15 protein-coding genes are annotated in these 20,018 nt (G+C 57.1%); 8 read left to right on the top strand and 7 right to left on the bottom strand.

Annotation, left to right across the window (positions count from 1 at the left end):
* Nucleotides 1–117 precede the first annotated feature (117 nt).
* Together AACV31_RS18570 and yicI are read left to right on the top strand one after the other, a co-directional pair.
* Nucleotides 118–1,521: a glycoside-pentoside-hexuronide family transporter gene (locus tag AACV31_RS18570; RefSeq protein ID WP_165155114.1), complete on the top strand. Its 1,404-nt coding sequence runs from the start codon at nucleotides 118–120 to the stop codon at nucleotides 1,519–1,521.
* A 3-nt stretch (nucleotides 1,522–1,524) separates the two neighbouring features.
* Nucleotides 1,525–3,849 (top strand): alpha-xylosidase, encoded by a 2,325-nt coding sequence (yicI, locus tag AACV31_RS18565; protein ID WP_165155116.1) that lies wholly within the window; start codon nucleotides 1,525–1,527, stop codon nucleotides 3,847–3,849.
* A 47-nt stretch (nucleotides 3,850–3,896) separates the two neighbouring features.
* On the opposite strand, the gene avtA is transcribed toward yicI, so the two are convergent.
* Entirely contained in the window at nucleotides 3,897–5,153 is a 1,257-nt protein-coding gene (avtA, locus tag AACV31_RS18560; RefSeq protein WP_165155118.1) for a valine--pyruvate transaminase, read from the bottom strand.
* A gap of 173 nt (nucleotides 5,154–5,326) precedes the next feature.
* Nucleotides 5,327–7,357 (bottom strand): alpha-amylase, encoded by a 2,031-nt coding sequence (locus AACV31_RS18555; RefSeq protein ID WP_165155120.1) that lies wholly within the window; start codon nucleotides 7,355–7,357, stop codon nucleotides 5,327–5,329.
* A gap of 313 nt (nucleotides 7,358–7,670) precedes the next feature.
* Between AACV31_RS18555 and AACV31_RS18550 the strand changes: the two genes are divergently transcribed.
* The gene (locus AACV31_RS18550) at nucleotides 7,671–8,495 is read left to right on the top strand and encodes a protein bax (RefSeq protein WP_165155122.1); all 825 of its coding nucleotides are present in this window, start codon (nucleotides 7,671–7,673) and stop codon (nucleotides 8,493–8,495) included.
* 143 nt (nucleotides 8,496–8,638) lie between these two features.
* Here the strand turns inward: AACV31_RS18550 and xylR are convergent, their stop codons facing one another.
* The 4 genes from xylR to xylF form a co-directional block, all read right to left on the bottom strand.
* Nucleotides 8,639–9,817 (bottom strand): D-xylose utilization transcriptional activator XylR, encoded by a 1,179-nt coding sequence (xylR, locus tag AACV31_RS18545; RefSeq protein WP_165155124.1) that lies wholly within the window; start codon nucleotides 9,815–9,817, stop codon nucleotides 8,639–8,641.
* Between the two features lie 98 nt (nucleotides 9,818–9,915).
* Nucleotides 9,916–11,106, bottom strand: coding sequence for a xylose ABC transporter permease XylH (xylH, locus tag AACV31_RS18540; protein WP_165155126.1), 1,191 nt, complete (start codon nucleotides 11,104–11,106; stop codon nucleotides 9,916–9,918).
* A complete protein-coding gene (locus AACV31_RS18535) occupies nucleotides 11,084–12,625 on the bottom strand; it encodes a xylose ABC transporter ATP-binding protein (protein WP_161589848.1) in 1,542 nt (513 codons plus the stop codon). Before AACV31_RS18535 ends, xylH begins: the two co-directional genes overlap by 23 nt.
* A 67-nt stretch (nucleotides 12,626–12,692) precedes the next feature.
* Nucleotides 12,693–13,685, bottom strand: a complete 993-nt coding sequence (xylF, locus tag AACV31_RS18530) for a D-xylose ABC transporter substrate-binding protein (RefSeq protein WP_007765383.1) — start codon at nucleotides 13,683–13,685, stop codon at nucleotides 12,693–12,695.
* 382 nt (nucleotides 13,686–14,067) lie between these two features.
* Between xylF and xylA the strand changes: the two genes are divergently transcribed.
* The 4 genes from xylA to AACV31_RS18510 all read left to right on the top strand — a co-directional run bounded on the left by xylA (nucleotide 14,068) and on the right by AACV31_RS18510 (nucleotide 18,476).
* The gene (gene xylA / locus AACV31_RS18525) at nucleotides 14,068–15,390 is read left to right on the top strand and encodes a xylose isomerase (protein ID WP_165155128.1); all 1,323 of its coding nucleotides are present in this window, start codon (nucleotides 14,068–14,070) and stop codon (nucleotides 15,388–15,390) included.
* Nucleotides 15,391–15,438: 48 nt separating this feature from the next.
* Nucleotides 15,439–16,893 carry a xylulokinase gene (gene xylB, locus AACV31_RS18520; protein WP_165155130.1) on the top strand — a complete coding sequence of 485 codons (1,455 nt, stop codon included), beginning with the start codon at nucleotides 15,439–15,441 and terminating at the stop codon, nucleotides 16,891–16,893.
* A 123-nt stretch (nucleotides 16,894–17,016) separates the two neighbouring features.
* Nucleotides 17,017–17,559 (top strand): isochorismatase family protein, encoded by a 543-nt coding sequence (locus AACV31_RS18515; protein WP_165155131.1) that lies wholly within the window; start codon nucleotides 17,017–17,019, stop codon nucleotides 17,557–17,559.
* Nucleotides 17,556–18,476: a GlxA family transcriptional regulator gene (locus tag AACV31_RS18510; protein ID WP_075197199.1), complete on the top strand. Its 921-nt coding sequence runs from the start codon at nucleotides 17,556–17,558 to the stop codon at nucleotides 18,474–18,476. The genes AACV31_RS18515 and AACV31_RS18510 overlap by 4 nt, the downstream gene beginning before the upstream one ends.
* Here AACV31_RS18510 and AACV31_RS18505 read toward each other — a convergent pair.
* Nucleotides 18,469–19,461 (bottom strand): acyltransferase, encoded by a 993-nt coding sequence (locus AACV31_RS18505; protein ID WP_165155133.1) that lies wholly within the window; start codon nucleotides 19,459–19,461, stop codon nucleotides 18,469–18,471. The genes AACV31_RS18510 and AACV31_RS18505 overlap by 8 nt on opposite strands.
* A 187-nt stretch (nucleotides 19,462–19,648) precedes the next feature.
* Between AACV31_RS18505 and AACV31_RS18500 the strand changes: the two genes are divergently transcribed.
* Complete coding sequence (locus AACV31_RS18500) at nucleotides 19,649–19,960, top strand: YsaB family lipoprotein (RefSeq protein WP_165155135.1); 312 nt, start codon at nucleotides 19,649–19,651, stop codon at nucleotides 19,958–19,960.
* Nucleotides 19,961–20,018 lie beyond the last annotated feature (58 nt).

The raw sequence follows: 20,018 nt of genomic DNA, 5'->3' as shown, positions 1-20,018 counted from the left end.
TCGCGATCACAGAAAACAAGAATCATAAATAAATAACCAGAAAACAGAATATCTGGCGGTTCTGAACGGCGCTAAAAAACTTAAGTGAAATTTCGCGTATGGCCGGAGGAACACCGAATGAGTGAGCAAGTGCTTTCCGTGAAGGAGAAGATTGGCTACGGCATGGGCGATGCCGCAAGCCATATCGTCTTTGATAACGTCATGCTTTACATGATGTTTTTCTACACCGACATCTTTGGCATTCCCGCAGGGTTTGTCGGCACGATGTTTCTGCTGGCCCGCGCGCTCGACGCCATCTCTGACCCGGCGATGGGGCTTATCGCCGACCGCACCCGCAGCCGCTGGGGCAAATTCCGCCCGTGGGTGCTGCTCGGCGCGCTGCCGTTCGGTGTAGTGTGCGTGTTCGCCTACAGCACGCCGGAACTCAGCCTTAGCGGCAAAATGCTTTACGCCGCCGTCACCTATACGCTGCTCACGCTGATGTATACGGTCGTGAATATTCCTTATTGCGCGCTGGGCGGGGTAATTACCAGCGATCCGCAGCAGCGTATTTCGTTGCAGTCCTGGCGCTTTGTGCTGGCCACGGCGGGCGGCATGCTCTCTACGGTACTGATGATGCCGCTAGTGAATTTTTTCGGCGGCGAGGATAAGGCGTTTGGCTTCCAGGCGGGAATTGCCGTGCTGGCCGTTGTGGCGTGTCTGATGCTCGCGTTTTGCTTCTTCACGACGAAAGAACGTGTCGAGGCGCCGCCGAATACCTCCACCATGCGCGAAGATCTGCGCGACATCCTGCAAAACGACCAGTGGCGCGTCGTGGGTGTGTTGACCATTCTCAACATCCTCGCGGTCTGCGTGCGTGGCGGGGCGATGATGTATTACGTCACCTGGATTATGGGCGACGCCGCGCTGTTCTCCTGGTTCCTCGGCCTTTACTGCGTCGGCAATCTCTTTGGCAGCGCGCTCGCCAAGCCGCTGACGGACTGGAAGTGCAAAGTCAGCGTCTTCTGGTGGACCAACGCCGCGCTGGCTGTGCTGAGCGTCGCGATGTTCTTCGTGCCGATGAGCGCCACCGTCGTCATGTTCGTTTTTATCTTTGTCATCGGCGTGCTGCACCAGCTGGTGACGCCTATTCAGTGGGTCATGATGTCCGATACGGTCGATTACGGCGAATGGCGCAACGGTAAACGTCTCACCGGGATTAGCTTCGCGGGCACGCTGTTTGTGCTGAAGCTCGGCCTGGCGCTGGGCGGCGCGCTGATCGGCTGGATGCTGGCAGGCGGCGGGTATGACGCCGCCGCGAAAACCCAGAACGGCGCCACGCTCACCATCATTATTTCGCTCTTCACGCTGGCGCCGGGTATCTGCTACGGGCTGAGCGCCATTATCGCGAAGCGTTACTACACGCTGAAAACGCCGTTTTTGAAAAACATTCTGGCGGAGCTGGCGCAGAGCGCGCGCCGTAACCAGCGTGAATTCGAAACGCTGCCGGTCAGTGAGACCTTCCAGAAGTCTAAGGGGTAAGCCATGAAAATCAGTGACGGAAACTGGCTGATCCAGCCGGGTTTAAGCCTGTTGCATCCCGTTCAGGTATTCGATGTTGAGCAGCGCGACGGCGAAATGGTGGTTTATGCCGCGCCGCGCGACGTGCGCGAACGCGCCGGGCAGCTCGATATTCCGCTTTTCACCCTACGCTTTTTCTCACCGCAGGAGGGAATCGTCGGCGTACGTATCGAACATTTTCAGGGGGTGCCAGACCATGGCCCGCACTATCCACTCAATGCGCAAGCGCATGTGCCGGTTGAACTGCGCGAGACGGACCGCTACGCCGAGTTGAAAAGCGGCGCGCTCAGCGTGCGGGTGACCAAAGGCGAAAACTGGACGCTTGATTTTCTGCGTGACGGCGAGCGTATTACCGGCAGCCAGGTGAAGAACAACGGCTATGTGCAGGATAGCAACACTGGCGGCAGCTACGTGTTTGAGCGATTAGATCTCGGCGTCGGCGAAACGGTTTATGGTCTTGGCGAGCGGTTTACCGCACTGGTGAAAAACGGCCAGACGGTGGAGACCTGGAACCGCGACGGCGGCACCAGTACGGAGCAGGCCTATAAAAATATTCCCTTTTACCTGACCAACCGCGGTTACGGCGTGCTGGTGAATCATCCGGAGTGCGTCTCTTTTGAAGTCGCCTCGGAGAAAGTCTCGAAAGTGCAGTTCAGCGTGGCAGGCGAATATCTGGAGTATTTCGTTATCGACGGCCCGACGCCAAAGGCGGTGCTGGACCGTTATACCCGCTTTACGGGGCGTCCGGCGCTGCCGCCCGCCTGGTCGTTCGGGCTGTGGCTCACGACCTCATTTACCACTAATTATGACGAAGAGACCGTGAACCGGTTTATCGACGGCATGGCGGAGCGCCAACTGCCGCTGCATGTTTTTCACTTCGACTGCTTCTGGATGAAAGCCTTCCAGTGGTGCGATTTTGAGTGGGACCCGGCGACCTTCCCGGACCCGGAAGGCATGCTCAAACGCCTAAAGGTGCGCGGCCTGAAAATCTGCGTCTGGATTAATCCTTACATCGGCCAGAAATCACCGCTGTTCCGTGAAGGAAGCGAGAAGGGCTACTTGCTGAAGCGGCCAAACGGTGCCGTGTGGCAGTGGGATAAGTGGCAGCCGGGGCAGGGAATTGTTGATTTCACCAACCCGGCGGCGTGCGACTGGTATGCAGGCCACCTGAAACGGCTGGTCGGGATGGGCGTCGACTGCTTTAAAACCGATTTCGGCGAGCGCATTCCCACCGATGTGGTGTGGTATGACGGTTCTGATCCGCAAAAAATGCACAACCATTATGCGTTCATTTATAACGAACTGGTCTGGAACGTGCTGAAAGACACCGTGGGCGAGGAAGAGGCGGTGCTGTTTGCCCGCTCGGCGTCCGTCGGCGCGCAGCAGTTCCCGGTGCACTGGGGCGGCGACTGTTACGCCAACTATGAATCGATGGCGGAAAGCCTGCGCGGCGGCCTTTCCATCGGCCTTTCCGGCTTCGGCTTCTGGAGCCACGACATCGGCGGCTTTGAAAATACCGCGCCTGCGCATGTCTATAAACGCTGGTGCGCGTTTGGGCTGCTCTCAAGCCACAGCCGCCTGCATGGCAGCAAGTCGTACCGCGTGCCGTGGGCGTATGACGATGAAGCCTGCGATGTGGTGCGTCACTTTACACAGCTGAAGTGCCGCCTGATGCCTTATCTGTATCGCCAGTCGGCGTTAGCGCATGAGCGTGGCACGCCCGTCATGCGCGCCATGATGCTGGAGTTTCCGGACGATCCGGCCTGCGACTACCTCGACCGCCAGTATATGCTCGGCGACAGCGTTCTGGTCGCGCCGGTTTTCAGCGAGGCGGGCGACGTGGCGTTTTATCTGCCGCGAGGGCGCTGGACGCATCTGTGGCATAACGATGAGCTGGACGGCGGCCGCTGGCATAAGCAGCGTCACGATTTTCTGAGCCTGCCGGTTTATGTGCGCGACAATATGCTGCTGGCGCTCGGTAATAACGATCAGAAGCCCGATTACGCGTGGCATGAGGGCACGGCGTTCCAGCTGTTTAACCTGGCGGACGGCGCCGAAACGCGCTGCGAAGTGCCTGCGGCAAATGGCGAGACGGTATTTACGCTGTGCGTGAAGCGCGAGGGCAAGCGGTTGACGGTCGAAGGAAGCGGTCACGCGACTGGCTGGACACTCTGCCTGCGTAACATTCAGCAGGTGTCGGGCATTGAAGGCGGCAGTAGCACGGGCCACGAAAGGGGCATCGTGGTGACGCCAGAGCACGGCGCACGAGCGCTTATCATCACGCTCTGAAGAACAAAAACGCCGCCCGCAGGCGGCGTTTGTCTGGGGCTGGGACGTTACTGGCCCGCTTCCTGCCAGGCGCGCTCAATCTCTTCCGCCAGAATTTTCACGCCCGCCTCGATTTTCTCCGGCTCCGGCACATAGTTCATGCGCATACACTGATGCGTATGCGGCCACGGCTTATCGAGCCCCGGGAAGAAGAAATCGCCCGGCACCATCAGCACGCCGCGTTTTTTCAGGCGCTGGTAGAGTAGTTCGGTGGTGATCGGCAAATCTTTAAACCACAGCCACAGAAAAATCGCGCCTTCCGGCTTGTGAATGAGGCAGCGTTCCGGTGACAGATAACAACGAAGCGTGGCAATCGTCTCCTGTACGCGCTGCTGGTAGAAAGGCTTGATCACCTCCTGCGACAGACGCAGCAGATCGTTGCGCTTAATCATTTCGCAGGCCATCGCAGGCCCGATGCCGCCCGGCGCCAGGCTGATGATCCCATTCATGTTGCTGATAGCCGAGATCACTTTTTCATTGCCAATGATAATGCCGCAGCGGCTGCCCGGCAGGCCGAGCTTGGAGAGGCTCATGCACAGAATGATATTCGGGTTCCAGAGCGGGCGCGCCTCGCTGAAGATAATGCCCGGGAACGGCAGACCATAGGCGTTATCAATCACCAGCGGAATGTTGTGCTGATGGGCCAGCGCGTCGAGCTTAATCAGCTCGTCGTCGGTGATCACGTTGCCGGTGGGGTTGGTCGGGCGCGATACGCAGATCATGCCGGTTTCCGGGCCGATATGCAGATGCTCGAAATCGACATGATATTTAAACTGGCCTTCCGGCAGCAGTTCGATGTTCGGACGCGCGGAGACGAACAGGTCCTCCTCCAGCCCGGAATCTGCATAACCGATGTATTCGGGGGCCAGCGGGAACAGCACTTTTTTCGACGTCCCGTCCGCCTGACGACCGGCAAACAGGTTAAACAAGTAGAAAAACGCGCTCTGACTGCCATTTGTCAGTGCAATATTCTGTGGTTCGACATCCCAGCCAAACTCTTTTCGCAACATGCCCGCCAGGGCTACCAGTAGCTCACTTTTTCCGCGCGGACCGTCATAATTACAAAGCGCATCAGTCACTTTGCCGCTTTCCAGCATCGAGGCCAGCAGCTCCTGAAAATAGTGGTTCATCGCCGGGATTTGCGCCGGGTTTCCGCCGCCCAGCATGATAGCGCCTGGAGTGCGTAATCCGTCGTTGAGATCCTCCATGAGGCGCGTAATGCCTGCATGGCGGGTAAATTTGTCGCCGAAAAGTGAAAACGTCATAGCGGTCTGTCTGTCGCATTCTTTTAAAAAGAGGCTAACCATAGCGCTACAGGATGGCGGGTGCAAATCCGTGGGCGGGGGCTTTTCTGATGCAAAATGTTTCGCTATTCATAACGTGCAGCATTTAATGCTGGATAACCAGGCGGCGCGACGGAATGCGCGCCGCCTGGCGATTACTGCTGGCCCGCCCAGATAACCATAACGGTATCGTCATCCTGCTGGCGGACAAACCCATAGCCCTTTTTCAGTGAAAGCGTCGTCTGCTTGCCGCTGCCGATGGCCGGGTGACGCGCGCGGAACTGCCCAAGCTTTTGCCAGTGCGCCAGCGTCGCCGCGCTTTTGTCGTCAAGATCCTGCCAGTTCATATCCGATCGCGTGCCCTGGAGCGGATCGGAGCCTGTCGGCCCGAAAGGCCGTTCACTCTCGTCGCCGTAAAAAATCTGCACCGCGCCGGGCGTGAGCAAAAGCAGCTCTGCCGCCCGCGGCCCGCCTTCGCGGAACAGCCGGGTATCGTGGGAGGAGAGGTAGCTCAGCGCGTTGTAACTCTGAAGCTTTTCCGCCATAAGCTGCCAGACCGTATCGATATTCGCAAAACAGTCCGCGGCTTTCGCGGCCTGCTCCTGGTAATCGAAGTTAATCATCGCGTCGAAGCCGTGACGGTAGTAATCGCTCTGCATCACGCCGTGACCCCAGGACTCGCCGGTCATCCAGAACGGCGCGTCATCGAGCTTTTTATCCGGGTTTTTGGCTTTCCATTCGACGAGCGCTGCGCTGGCTTCGTTTTTCAGCTGCTGCCAGGCGGCCAGCTCAACGTGTTTCGCCGTATCCACACGGAAGCCGTCGATGCCGTAATCGCGCACCCACTGGCTGAGCCAGCGGGTCAGGTAATCGCGCGGCGTGGCGCCGTCGATATGCTGTGCCGCGCTATCCGGTTTGTGCTGGTAAAAGTTCGGTAGGCCGGAAGACTGCGTCGATTCCGTTTTCAGATCCGGTAAAAAGGTGAGCGACAGCGTGAGATCGTCAAAGCCAGGGCTGTCGTAGTCGCCGATATCCGTGCGGATCCACTTTTTGCCCCACCATTTTTCCCAGGCGGCTTTATTGCTGAAATTAATATAGTCATTAAAGCTGTGCCAGTTCTGGCCCGGCCCAGGACGCCAGTCGGTCCAGTGTTCGCCAAGCGTCTTTTTCAGTTCATCGCCTTTCAGGTAGAGCGCGCCGAACTGGAACTGCTGCATATCGGCGAGCGTGGCGTAGCCCGTGTGGTTCATGACCACGTCGAACAATACCCGAATGCCGCGGCGGTGCGCCTCATCAACCAGCTGGCGTAAATCGTCTGCCGTGCCCATGTTGGCATCCAGTTTCGTCCAGTCCTGCGGATAATAGCCGTGGTAGGCATAGTGCGGAAAATCGCCTTTGGTACCGCCGCCGACCCAGCCGTGGATCTGTTCCAGCGGCGAGCTTATCCATAGCGCGTTGACGCCGAGCGTTTGCAGATAATCCAGCTTGCTGGTTAGCCCTTTGAGATCGCCGCCGTGAAAAGTGCCTATCTCCTGCAGGCCATCTTTATGGCGGCCATAGCTGTTGTCATTGGTCGGGTCGCCGTTCACAAAGCGATCGGTCAGGACGAAGTAGACGGTGGCGTTGTGCCAGTTGAACGCGGCCTGGGCAGGGGATTCAGCGCGTTCCAGCAGCAGAAGCCCGTTGCTGCCGGGCGCGGGCGTCAGCGTGATGTGCCCCTGCGTGACCGTGGCGATACTGCTGCTGTAAAAATCGCGCACCACGCTGCCTTCCGGGAATGTCTCTTTTACGGAAACCGTAAGCGGTTTGCCGTCCCACTTCGGACACTGGCGTGTGACTTCCGTCACCGCTTTTTGCGCGTCCTGCTCGATGCTCAGCATTAGCGTCGGGGTGCCGGAGCGCGTGTCTATCTGCACCTGATAGTTGCCATCGCGAAAGCGTCGCCACTCGGGCGCCGGGTCAACGCATGGTGTCAGAGAGAGCATCTGGTTGAGTTTAACCGGCCCGGCAGGTTGCCAGCAGGCGTTGTCCTGCGTCAGACGCAACGGCTGAACGCCTTTGACCAGCGGCCCCTGACTGACAAACACGCCGGGTGTCTTTTCCTGAAACGCAGGCAGGCCGGGAGCGGTCCACTGCGCAAGCGCGATGCCCGGCAGCAATAAGAGTGCGAGAGGGGAGAGGTTCATTATAGGCATCCTGTGCGATTTCTGTTCAGTGTCGCATGGCGATCTCAGGAATTCCTCATCCTTAAGCGGCAGTGAAAGGGGCGGAAACGGGAGGATGAGCCGCACCGCTTCATCGCCAGCATGAAATGCTAAAAATACAATTTTTTAATATTGTTTTTCAGTGAGTTAAACTGCCGTTAAGCGGCGCGAATTCAGAATCGACTTATTTCTTTTGATGATCCAAAACGGTATTTTTGATACGATTTAAGATTACTTTCTTAAATCCAATTAAATAATAAGGTGTTGGAATGCTGAAATCCGACCAGGAGACCTGATGATATCGACTTCAATTCGACGATTAGGGGCGGCGCTGTGTATGTTAGCCACCCTGGCATTTTCGGGTGAAGTGCTGGCAACGCAGCACACAACCAAAAAGAGCCACACAGTACACGTTAAAAAGGCAAGCGTTAAAAAACTGGCAAGCAGTAAAAAAGAGTATTCTCGCAATAGTGTAATAAGTGGTTCACTGCCTGATTTGCGAAAATACCCTTCCGGAACACCACGGAAAAAAGCGTTTCTCCGGACCGTCATGCCTTACATTACCAGCCAGAATGCAGCGATTTCGGCTGAGCGTAACTGGCTTATTTCAAAGCAGTACGACGCCCAGTGGTCGCCGTCCGAGCGCGCGCGCCTGAAAGATATCGCGAAGCGTTACAAGGTAAAATGGAACGGCAATACGCGCCGCGTACCGTGGAGTACGCTGTTTGAACGTGTCGACATTATTCCTGCCAGCATGGTTGCGACCATGGCGGCGGCGGAGAGCGGCTGGGGAACCTCGAAACTTGCCCGTAATAACAACAACTTGTTCGGCATGAAATGCGCCAGCAAGCGTTGTAATAATGAACCAGGCAAAGTGAAAGGGTATTCTCACTTTAACTCTGTTAAAGAATCCGTTAATGCGTACGCAGTGAATCTCAACACGCATCCGGCTTATGCTTCTTTCCGTAAATCTCGCCTGCAACTGCGTAAAGCGGATCAGGAAGTGACGGCCAGCAATATGATCCACAAGCTGAAAGGCTATTCCACCAAAGGGAAAAGCTATAACAATTATCTGTTTGCTATGTATCAGGATAATCAGCACCTGCTGGCAACTAATTAATTAGCGGCTCTCCTGGCCCGGATACAAAAAACGTCTTCTTTGGAAGACGTTTTTTTATTGTTTCTCGCTCCGCCACGCGCGCATGTTATTAACGGCTGTAGGCATAAGCGCTGCTTAACGTTTTAAGTGAACCGTCATGCGCGCTATACCATCACTTCGCTGAATCTGTCGCGATACTCCTTCGGCGTCGTGTCGTACTCTTTCTTAAATACCGAATAGAAATATTGCAGCGAAGGATAGCCGCACATCTGAGAAATCTCGTTAATGCTTAGCGAGGTAGAAATCAGCAGGCTGCGCGCTTTTTCCAGCTTTTCTGAATGAATAACGGCATGAATGGTTTCACCGACTTCTTCTTTAAAGCGCTTTTCCAGGTTGGAGCGGGAAATCCCGACGGCATCCAGCACCTGCTCTACTTTGATCCCTTTGCAGGCGTGATTGCGAATGTAATGCATCGCCTGAATAACGGCGGGATCGTGCAGCGAGCGGTAATCGGTGGAGCGCCTTTCTACCACCCGCGCAGGCGGCACCAGCACACGCTGGAGCGGCAGGTTTTCATTAGCCAGCAGGCGATGCAGTAACTTCGCGGCCTGATACCCCATCTGGCGCGTGCCCTGCGCCACCGAGGAGAGCGCCACGCGAGAGAGATAACGCGTCAGTTCTTCGTTATCAATGCCGATGACGCAGAGTTTCTCCGGCACCGGAATATGTAAATGCTCGCACACCTGTAAAAGGTGCCGCGCGCGCGCATCCGTCACGGCGATAATGCCGGTCTGCGGCGGCAGCGTCTGAAGCCAGTCAGAAAGCCGGTTCTGGGCGTGCTGCCAGTTCTCCGGCGCGGTCTCCAGCCCCTGATAGATCACGCCGCGGTACTTTTCGCGCGCGACCAGTTCGCTAAAGGCGTGCTCGCGCTCGGCGGCCCAGCGTTTGCCGCTGGAAGAAGGGAGCCCGTAGAAGGCGAAACGGTGTACGCCTTTCTCTTTCAGATGCAAAAACGCGCTTTCGACCAGCGCGTAATTGTCTGTCGCAATGTAGTGCACCGGCGGGTAGTGCTCGGGCCGATGATAAGAGCCGCCGACGCCGACAATCGGTACCTGTACATCTTTCAGAAGCAGCTCGATTTCCGGATCGTCAAAATCGGCGATCACCCCATCGCCAAGCCACTCTTTAATATTCTCAATCCGGGTGCGGAAATCCTCTTCCATGAAGATATCCCACTCTGACTGAGAAGCCTGTAAGTACTCACCAACGCCTTCAACCACCTGACGGTCATAAGCTTTGTTGGCATTGAACAGCAGCGTAATGCGATGACGCTTTTCAAACATAGTGTCAGTATCCGGCCTTGAACCTGTTGTTTGAATAACACATATCCCGCCAGGCGGGATAACCGCGCGCCTGCAATGTGATCCATTGCAGGTTATGTTCAGGCGCGTCGGCGCGTCGCGGAATCCATCCAGACCGCCAGCAGCAAAATGGCGCCTTTGACAATGTATTGCCAGAAGGTGGGCACATCCATCATGCTCATACCGTTATCGAGCGACGCCATAATAAAGGCGCCCATTACCGCCCCCGCCACGCTCCCGACGCCGCCGGCAAGGCTGGTGCCGCCGATAACGCAGGCCGCGATGGCGTCCAGCTCAGCGATATTACCTGCGGAGGGTGAGCCCGCCCCGAGGCGCGAGCTTAAAATCAGCCCGGCAATCGCCACCATCACGCCGTTTATCGCAAATACCGCAAGCTTAGTGCGCTCCACGTTAATGCCGGAAAGCCTCGCGGCGTCGATATTCCCGCCGATGGCGTAAATGCGGCGGCCAAACGCGGTATGCAGCGCCATAAACATGCCTGCCAGCAGAAGAAACGTCAGGATCAGCACTGGCGTAGGCACGCCGCGATAATCGTTCAGCAGCCAGATGGCGCCCAGCACAATCACCGCTGTCAGCGCCTGCTTGCCGGCAACGGCGCTTGAAGGCGTTGAGGTCAGCCCGAGCGCCTGACGACGCATCCGCCCGCGCCACTGCCAGAAAGCAAATAACGCCAGCCCCAGCGCGCCGATAGCGAAACCGACGCCGCCCGGCAGGTAGCTCTGGCCTATTTGCGACATTGCAGGGCTGGTGGGCGATACCGTCGTGCCGTTGGTGATGCCTATCAGCACGCCGCGAAACGCCAGCATCCCTGCCAGGGTGACGATAAACGACGGAACCTTCCGGTAGGCGACCCACCAGCCGTTCCATGCGCCCAGCAGCAGGCCGAGCAGCAGCGTGACGACAATCGTCAGCGGCAACGGCCAGCCCAGCCAGACGTCAAAAATTGCCGCCGCGCCGCCCAAAAGCCCCATCATCGAGCCGACGGAAAGATCGATCTCCGCCGAAATAATGACGAACACCATCCCGACCGCCAGAATGCCGGTAATCGCGGTCTGGCGCAGCAGGTTGGAGATGTTACGGGCGCTCAGGTATGCGCCGTCGGTCATGAAAGTGAAAAACAGCATGATGACCACAATGGCCGCGATCATCACAAAGACCTGAACGTTGATTTTATTCAGTGCGCCGAACGAGACCGGCGAAGGGGCCGACGGCGCGGCCAGCTTGATTTCAGACGGGTTGCTTTTCGACATGGCGATCGCTCCTCAGGGCGGCTTCCATCACCTGTTCTTGTGTCAGATGGCGGTTAACGAGATTGGCTTTTAGTCGGCCTTCATGCATCACCAGTACCCGATCGCTCAGACCGAGCACTTCCGGCAGTTCCGATGAAATAACAATGACGGCGATACCTTGCTGCACCAGCTGGTGAATGAGTTTGTAGATTTCATATTTGGCACCGATATCAATGCCGCGCGTCGGTTCATCGAGGATAAGAATGCGCGGATTAAGCAGCAGGCAGCGCGCGAGAATCGCTTTTTGTTGATTGCCGCCGCTCAGGCGGCCTATCGCCAGCATCGGCGAAGCGGTTTTCACTTTCAGGCGCTGTAGCGAATCAAGAATGCACTGCTGTTCCGCCGCCGCATCAAGCGCGCTGAGCGGCCCGCTAAATTCATCCAGCGCGGCGAGCGTAATGTTCTGCCCAACCGCCATTACCGGCACAATGCCATCCTTTTTGCGATCCTCCGGCACCATGGCGATGCCGTGAGCGATGGCCTGCTGGCAGTTGCGCAGCGTCACCGGCTTACCGTCGATAAAAACGTTGCCCTGCCAGCGCCCCGGCCAGACGCCGAACAGACACTGCATCGCCTCGGTACGCCCGGCGCCCACCAGCCCGGCGATGCCGAGGATTTCACCGCGGCGCAGCGAAAATGAGAGATCGCTGACGCGCTGAATATGGCGATTTACCGGATGCCAGGCCGTCAGGTTTTCCACACGCAGAATTTCATCGCCGGGGGTATGAGGCTCGCTCGGGTAGAGGGCCGTCAATTCACGACCAACCATCATGGAGATGATCTCCTCTTCACTCATTTGCGCGGCGGGCCGCGTGCCAACCGGTTTGCCATCCCTGATCACGCAAATGGTGTCGGATATCGCTTTTACTTCGTTCAGCTTGTGGGAGATGTAAATACAGGCGATGCCGTGCTGTTGCAGATCACGGATAATATCCAGCAACAGCGCGGTTTCCTGTTCGGTGAGCGAGGCTGTGGGCTCATCAAGCACCAGCAGGCGCACCTGTTTGTTGAGCGCCTTGGCGATTTCCACCAGTTGCTGCTGCCCAAGGCCCAGGTCGCCCGTTCGGGTATGCGGAGAAACGAACAGGCTCACCTGCGCCAGAAGTTTTTCGCAGCGCACCGTCATGGCGTCGTAATCCAGCACGCCGCGGCGCGTCATTTCCGCGCCGAGAAAGATGTTTTCCAGCACCGTCAGGTTTTTTACCAGCGCCAGTTCCTGGTGAATGATCGCAATCCCTTTACGCTCAGTATCGCGGATATGGGCTGGCGTCAGCGGCTCGCCAGCAAACATGATTTCGCCTTCATAGCTGCCCCAGGGGTAGATCCCACACAGCACTTTCATCAGCGTCGATTTGCCGGAGCCGTTTTCACCGCACAGCGACATCACCTCGCCTGGCGCAAGCGCGAGCGACACGTTATCGACCGCTTTAACGGCGCCGAAGGCTTTGGTGATATTTTTCATTTCGAGTAAATAAGGCATAACAATTCCGCCTGCACTGGTCGGAGAGCGTTACTGGCGTTTGCGGTGCGCCGCAAACGCCGTGGGATTACAGATCGCTTTTCTTATGGAAGCCGTCTTTAATGACGGTGGATTCAATGTTGGATTTATCCACCTTGATGGGGGTTAACAGGCGCGAGGGCACTTCTTTCAGCCCGTTATTGAGCGTGGCGTCAGATTTCGGTTGTTTGTCGTTGCCAAGCTCAACCGCGACTTCGGCGGCCGTATTGGCAAGCTGAGTGATCGGTTTATAGACCGTCATGGTCTGCGTACCAGCCATGATGCGCTTGATCCCGGCAAGGTCCGCATCCTGTCCGGAAATCGCGACTTTACCGGCGAGGCCCTGCGCGCTTAGCGCCTGAATGGCACCGCCTGCGGTCGCGTCGTTAGAGGCGACGACAGCGTCGATTTTATTGTTGTTAGCGGTCAGCGCGTTTTCCATGATTTTCAGCGCATTTTCCGGCAGCCATCCATCCACCCACTGATCGCCGACGACTTTTATTTTCCCGCTATCGACAAAGGGCTTCAGGACTTTCATTTGGCCATCGCGAAACAGGCGCGCATTATTATCGACCGGCGAGCCGCCCATCAGGAAATAATTCCCTTGCGGCACCTTGTCGACCAGGCTCTGCGCCTGGATTTCGCCGACTTTCTCGTTATCGAACGAAATATAGAAATCGATATCGGCGTTATTGATCATACGGTCATACGCCAGCACTTTAATTCCTTCGCGTTTTGCCTCGGCGACGACGTTGCTTAATACCTGCCCGTTATAGGGAATAATCACCAGCACATCCACGCCGCGGTTGATCATGTTTTCAATTTGCGACATTTGCGTTTCTTCATTGCCGTTCGCCGACTGTACAAAGACTTTGGCGCCCAGTGATTCCGCTTTGCTGACGAAAATGTCGCGATCTTTCTGCCAGCGCTCAAGGCGCAGGTCATCGATCGCCATGCCGATTTTGACGTCTTTTGCGATGCCGCTGAAGCTGGTTAACACCAGCGACGCGCACAGGGTAAGAATAAGCTGCTTTATTTTCATGATTTTTATACCTGTTCCAGTGTTACGAATGGGCTTAATTCATCGGGGACGAAACGGACATTCATACTTACGGACGCAGGAATTTTTAGCGCGGAAAGGCTGGCGATCAATTACAGATTTTAATCTTCGGATTACGTTTTTTTGTTTATTTCTGATTTTATGACGCCGATCGGATTTCTAATGTTAAATCCAAAAGTTTCACAAATAAAATGGAATTTATCGCGCAATGCAATATTGAGTAGAACTAACCTGTTTTTTGCGAGCCAGCGCACATTTGCGCATTCTCTTAATCGCAGTGTGAAATAACGTAATTGAGCAAAGGGAAAGGAAATTCCAGGATTAATTTATTCTCGCTGGAACAGCCCTGATTACGGAGTCAATTATGCCGACTTATTTCGACCAACTTGAACGTGTGCGTTATGAAGGCCCGAAAACCACCAACCCCCTGGCATTCCGCCATTACAATCCCGACGAGTTGGTTGCCGGTAAACGTATGGAAGATCATCTGCGTTTCGCCGCCTGCTACTGGCATACGTTTTGCTGGAACGGCTCGGATATGTTTGGTGTTGGCGCGTTTGAACGCCCGTGGCAACAGGCAGGCGACGCGCTGAACCTCGCGAAACGCAAAGCCGACGTGGCATTCGAGTTTTTCCATAAGCTCAACGTGCCTTACTACTGCTTCCATGATGTCGACGTGTCGCCGGAAGGCGCGTCGCTGAAAGAGTACCTGAATAACTTCGCCCAGATGGTTGAGGTGCTGGCGCAGAAGCAACAGGAGAGCGGCGTGAAGCTGCTGTGGGGCACCGCCAACTGCTTTACGCACCCGCGCTACGGCGCAGGCGCCGCCACCAACCCTGACCCGGAAGTCTTCTCTTGGGCGGCCACGCAGGTGGTCACCGCCATGAACGCGACCCATCAGCTGGGCGGCGAAAACTATGTGCTGTGGGGCGGACGTGAAGGCTATGAGACGCTGCTCAATACCGATCTGCGTCAGGAGCGTGAACAGCTTGGCCGCTTTATGCAGATGGTCGTGGAGCATAAGCATAAAACCGGCTTTCGCGGGACGCTGCTCATTGAGCCGAAACCACAGGAACCGACCAAACATCAGTACGACTACGACGCCGCGACCGTCTATGGCTTCCTGAAACAGTTCGGCCTTGAGAAAGAGATTAAGCTTAATATCGAGGCGAACCACGCCACGCTTGCGGGCCATTCTTTCCACCACGAGATCGCCAACGCTATCGCGCTCGGCCTGTTCGGCTCGGTGGATGCGAACCGCGGCGACCCACAGCTCGGCTGGGATACCGACCAGTTCCCGAACAGCGTCGAAGAAAATGCTCTGGTGATGTATGAGATTCTCAAAGCGGGCGGTTTCACCACCGGCGGGCTCAATTTCGATGCCAAAGTACGCCGTCAGAGTACCGATAAATATGACCTGTTCTACGGCCATATCGGCGCGATGGATACGATGGCGCTGTCGCTGAAAGTGGCGGCGAAAATGCTCGAAGAGGGCGAGCTGGATAAACGCGTCGCCCGCCGTTACGCCGGCTGGAACGGCGAGCTTGGCCAGCAGATCCTCAAAGGCCAGATGACGCTTGCCGAGCTGGCGCAGTACGCGGAGCAACATAATCTGGCGCCGCAGCATCAGAGCGGACACCAGGAACAGCTGGAAAACCTGGTTAATTATTATCTGTTTGATAAGTAAAACGCGTTGCGCCGCCTGCGGGCGGCGCTCTGCACAGGAGCGCCGGTTATGTACATTGGGATCGATCTTGGGACTTCAGGGGTAAAAGTTATTCTGCTGGATGAGCAGGGCGCGCTTGTGGCCTCGCACAGCGAAGCGTTGCAGGTCTCCCGTCCACATCCGTTGTGGTCGGAGCAAGATCCCGAAAGCTGGTGGCAGGCGACTGACCGCGCCATGCAGGCGCTGGGCGCGCAGCACAGCCTGCGAGACGTGAAAGCGATAGGCTTAAGCGGACAGATGCATGGCGCCACGCTGCTTGATAAACATCAGCGGGCGCTGCGTCCCGCGATCCTCTGGAATGACGGGCGAAGCGCGCAGGAGTGCGCTCTCCTCGAAGAAAGCATCCCTGATTCACGCGCGATTACCGGCAATCTCATGATGCCTGGCTTCACTGCGCCGAAGCTGCTGTGGGTTGAACGCCACGAGCCGGAGATTTTTAGGCAAATCGACAAAGTGGTGCTGCCCAAAGATTACCTGCGGCTGCGCATGACCGGCGTTTTTGCCAGTGATATGTCCGATGCAGCAGGCACGATGTGGCTGAACGTGGCGCAGCGCGACTGGAGCGAAAAAATGCTGGCGGCTTGCCACCTGCAACGTGAGCATATGCCTGCGCTGTTTGAAGGCAGCGAGATCACGGGCGAGCTGAAAGATGACGTTGCGCGGGCATGGGGCATGAATGCGGTGCCGGTGGTGGCAGGCGGCGGCGATAACGCCGCGGGCGCTGTGGGCGTTGGTCTTGCCGATCCAGACCAGGCGATGCTGTCGCTGGGTACGTCCGGCGTTTACTTTGCCGTCAGTGATGGCTTTCGCGCCAAACCTGAAAGCGCGGTGCACAGTTTCTGCCATGCCTTACCGGCTCGCTGGCATTTGATGTCGGTGATGCTGAGCGCCGCGTCATGCCTGGACTGGGCCGCGCGGCTTACCGGCGCGGGTAGCGTTCCGGCGCTGCTTACGTCCGCGCAAGGCGCGCGTGACGACGCGGGTGCTGTCTGGTTCCTGCCGTATCTCTCCGGTGAGCGCACCCCCCACAACAATCCGCTGGCGAAAGGCGTATTTTTTGGGCTGACGCACGAGCATGGGCCCGCCGAACTGGCGCGCGCGGTGCTGGAAGGCGTGGGTTATGCGCTGGCGGACGGTATGGACGTGGTGCATGACTGCGGCGTGACGCCGCAAAGCGTTACGCTGATTGGGGGCGGCGCGCGCAGCGCATACTGGCGGCAGATGCTGGCGGATATCAGCGGCATGCCGCTGGATTACCGCACCGGCGGTGACGTTGGCCCGGCGCTTGGCGCGGCAAGGCTTGCGCAAATCGCGCTTGCGCCAGATCGCCCTCTTAATGACTTACTGCCGCCGCTGGCGCTGGAGCAGCAACATCAGCCGGATGCGGCGCGTCATGAACGCTATAGCGAGCAGCGAGAAACCTTCCGCACGCTCTACCAGCAGTTGCTGCCGTTGATGTCATAACCAGAAAACCGGGTGGTCAGAAAGCCGTCCTGAAACACCCGGTTTTTGTCCTTTTCTGGTCTGCCCGGCGTCACGCATGCCTGTAAGAATAGGGTTCTCCCCCACTCAGACAGGTGTCCTGAAATGACGCGTACCGCCCTTATCAACATCGATACTCAGCAATCCTTCTTTCACCGCAGCTATTGGCGTGAAGATGATTTCCCGGCGTTTTGCGAGGCTATCAATACGCTTATCGCTGGCTGCGAAGCGCGCAGCGTCCCGATTGTCGATGTTTTTCATGTCGATGAAGACGAGATGTTTACGCTTGCGTCCGGCTTTGTGGCGCCGATGCCTTTCCTGCGCCATCGCGCTGCGGCCACGTTCCACAAACATGTCCATAACGCGTTTACCGATACCGGGCTGGATTTATGGCTGCGTCAACGAGATATTAACCATCTGATTATCTGCGGTATCCGTACCGAACAGTGCTGCGAAACCACAACGCGGGTCGCCTCTGACCTGGGGTATCGGGTGACGTTTGTCAGTGAAGCGACGCTGACGTTCCCGATGACCTGGAAAGGCGTGACGCTGGATGTGGACGCGTTGCGCCATCGTACCGAAACGGTACTGGCCGGGCGTTTTGCGGTGATTAGCAGCGTGGCGCAATGTCTGGAGTCTTTGGGATGACCATTCCTGTCTGGTTTGTGGTGTTGCCTGGCGTCATGGCGCTCGATTTAACGGGCCCGGCGGAGACGTTCGCGCTCGCGGGCGACGCCTTCAGCCTGAACTATATCGGGCCTGAAGCGCGTGTCATGATGTCGACCGGCTTACAGGTGGCGGGTATCGCGCCGTTGCCGGAAACACTGCCGCCAGGCAGCCTGCTCGTCCTGCCAGGTGTCGCTGATTCCAGCCGCTGGTTTAATACGCCACAGGCGCTGGCCGCCCGCAACTGGCTGATGCGGCTTCAGCCGCTGATCCACAGCCAGCAACTTACGCTTATCTGCGTCTGTTCAGGCTCGCTGCTGGCGGCAAAAGCGGGTCTGCTGCATGGCGTTGAGTGCACTACACACCATGACGTGCTGGCCCGCCTTAAAGCCGCCGCCCCCGGCGCGCTGGTGCGCGATAACCGCATTTTTGTGGAAGATCGCGGCATCTGGACCAGCGCGGGCATTACTTCCGGTATCGATTTAAGCCTGCACCTGATCCATCGCCTCAGCGGGCCGCGCGCAGCGCTCGACGTGGCGCGCGAAATGGTGGTCTGGTTTCGCCGCTCCGGCGACGATCCGCAGCTCTCGCCCTGGCTGCGTTACCGAAATCATTTACACCCCGCCGTGCATCGCGCTCAGGATTTACTGGCCGCCAACCCACAGGCGGCATGGAGTCTGACGGAGATTGCCGGGCGAGTTCATGTCAGCCCGCGCCATCTCACGCGGCTTTTTAAGGAACACCTGGGAATAAGCGTTCGCGATTATCTTGAACAACTACGCGTGGCGTTCGCCAGCCAGTGTTTATTGCAGGGGCAGGGCGCGGAGCAGGCGGCGCTGGCCGCCGGGTTTTCGTCGGCCCGGCAGCTCCAGCGCGCCCGCACGCGCGCCGTTAACTAACCAGACGACGCCGGTCGACGCGTTGCAACAGCGCGGCCAGCGCCAGGCTGCCCGCCAGCGTCATACTGAAAATCCAGGCGATATCCAGCACCGGCCATGCCGTGAACTCCAGATGACGCGTGCGCAAAAAGTGGATGATTAGCGCATGGAAGCCATAAATACCGAGCGAATAACGCGCAATAAACGCGAGCGGCGCAAGCTCGCGATTGAGCATGTTTTTCGCCAGCACCAGCAGGCTTAACGCGGCAATCAGCACCAGCGGGCCGCAGTAAAGATAGAAGGTATCAGCGAAGTTGCCGTGGCTTTCCAGCGCCTGGTGAGTGCCGCTCGCGATCGATACGGTGCTGACCGCCAGCACAATGCCCGCCACCAGGCTCACCGGGCGCTGCGCTGTCTCCATCATTCCGATCGCGCGGCCCATCAGCCCGTACAACACGTAATAAAACGTATCGCCGTTAATATAGAGATTCACCGGCAGCCACTGCACGCCGTGAAATTTTTGCGCCACGGTATTGGGGTTCGCCACCACGCCCAGCAGCACGATGAGCGCCAGTGCCGTCCGGCCATCGATGCGCTTAACGCTAATTAACGGCGACAGCAGGTAAATGACGATAATGGCGAAGAAAAACCATAAATGGTAGAAAACAGGCTTCTGCAACAATAGCTTAAGAGAGAGCTTCTCATTGATTGGCGTCAGCAGCGTGATGTAGACAAGCGCCACGGCGCTGTAAAAGGCGAGGCAGAGCGCGATGCGCAGAAAATGGCGCTGTCCGGCGCTGCGTTCGCCGAAAAACAGATACCCTGAAATCATAAAAAACAGCGGCACGCTGACGCGTGATGCGGAGTTGAGCAGGTTGGCGAACTCCCAGTTAACCGGGCTGACCAGCGAAGGGTTGGTAATGTACCAGGTCGTCGTGTGGATCATGATGACCATCAGGCAGGCTATCGCGCGCAGATTGTCTATCCAGTGAATTTTTTGCTGCATCGGTTCCTCTGTACCATCTTTAATTATCAGCAGTGTGACTTCCTGATTCTGGATCCTGCACCACGGAACAATCTGAGTTTCAGGGCGGTCTATTGTCAGTCAGGGGATGGTTTCGCAGAATGCACGCCCGTTTTCCGCTGCGGTCACCCGCGCTTTGGTCGTCATTTTAACATGGAGATAACAGACTATGACGAGGCTGTTGCCCCACACGCTTGGGCTGGTGCTTTTCGCAGGCGCGCTCGCGGGTTGCAGTCACGAAGACGCGCACCCGCAGCATGCGCAAAAAGGCCGTGCCAGCGCGCCCCATTCACTGGAAATGGAGCAGAGTTGTAAAGAGAACGCCGCCCGCCGCTACAATACCGCCGCGCAGAAAATCACCGTCAACAGTTTCGACGCGTTTCAGGGAAGCTATGAAATGCGCGGCTATACAGCGCGCGAAGAAGGCTTTACCTGTTCTTTCGACGCGGATGGTCGATTTTTACACCTTTCAATGCGCTAATGGCGCAACCACGCGTCAACCGCCCGCTTTTGGTCGTGGATTGAGGCTGTATATCTGG

Origin of the sequence: Cronobacter sp. EKM101R (assembly GCF_963888145.1) — a bacterium.
Taxonomy (GTDB): domain Bacteria; phylum Pseudomonadota; class Gammaproteobacteria; order Enterobacterales; family Enterobacteriaceae; genus Cronobacter; species Cronobacter turicensis.
This window is presented reverse-complemented; position numbering and strand designations above follow the sequence as displayed.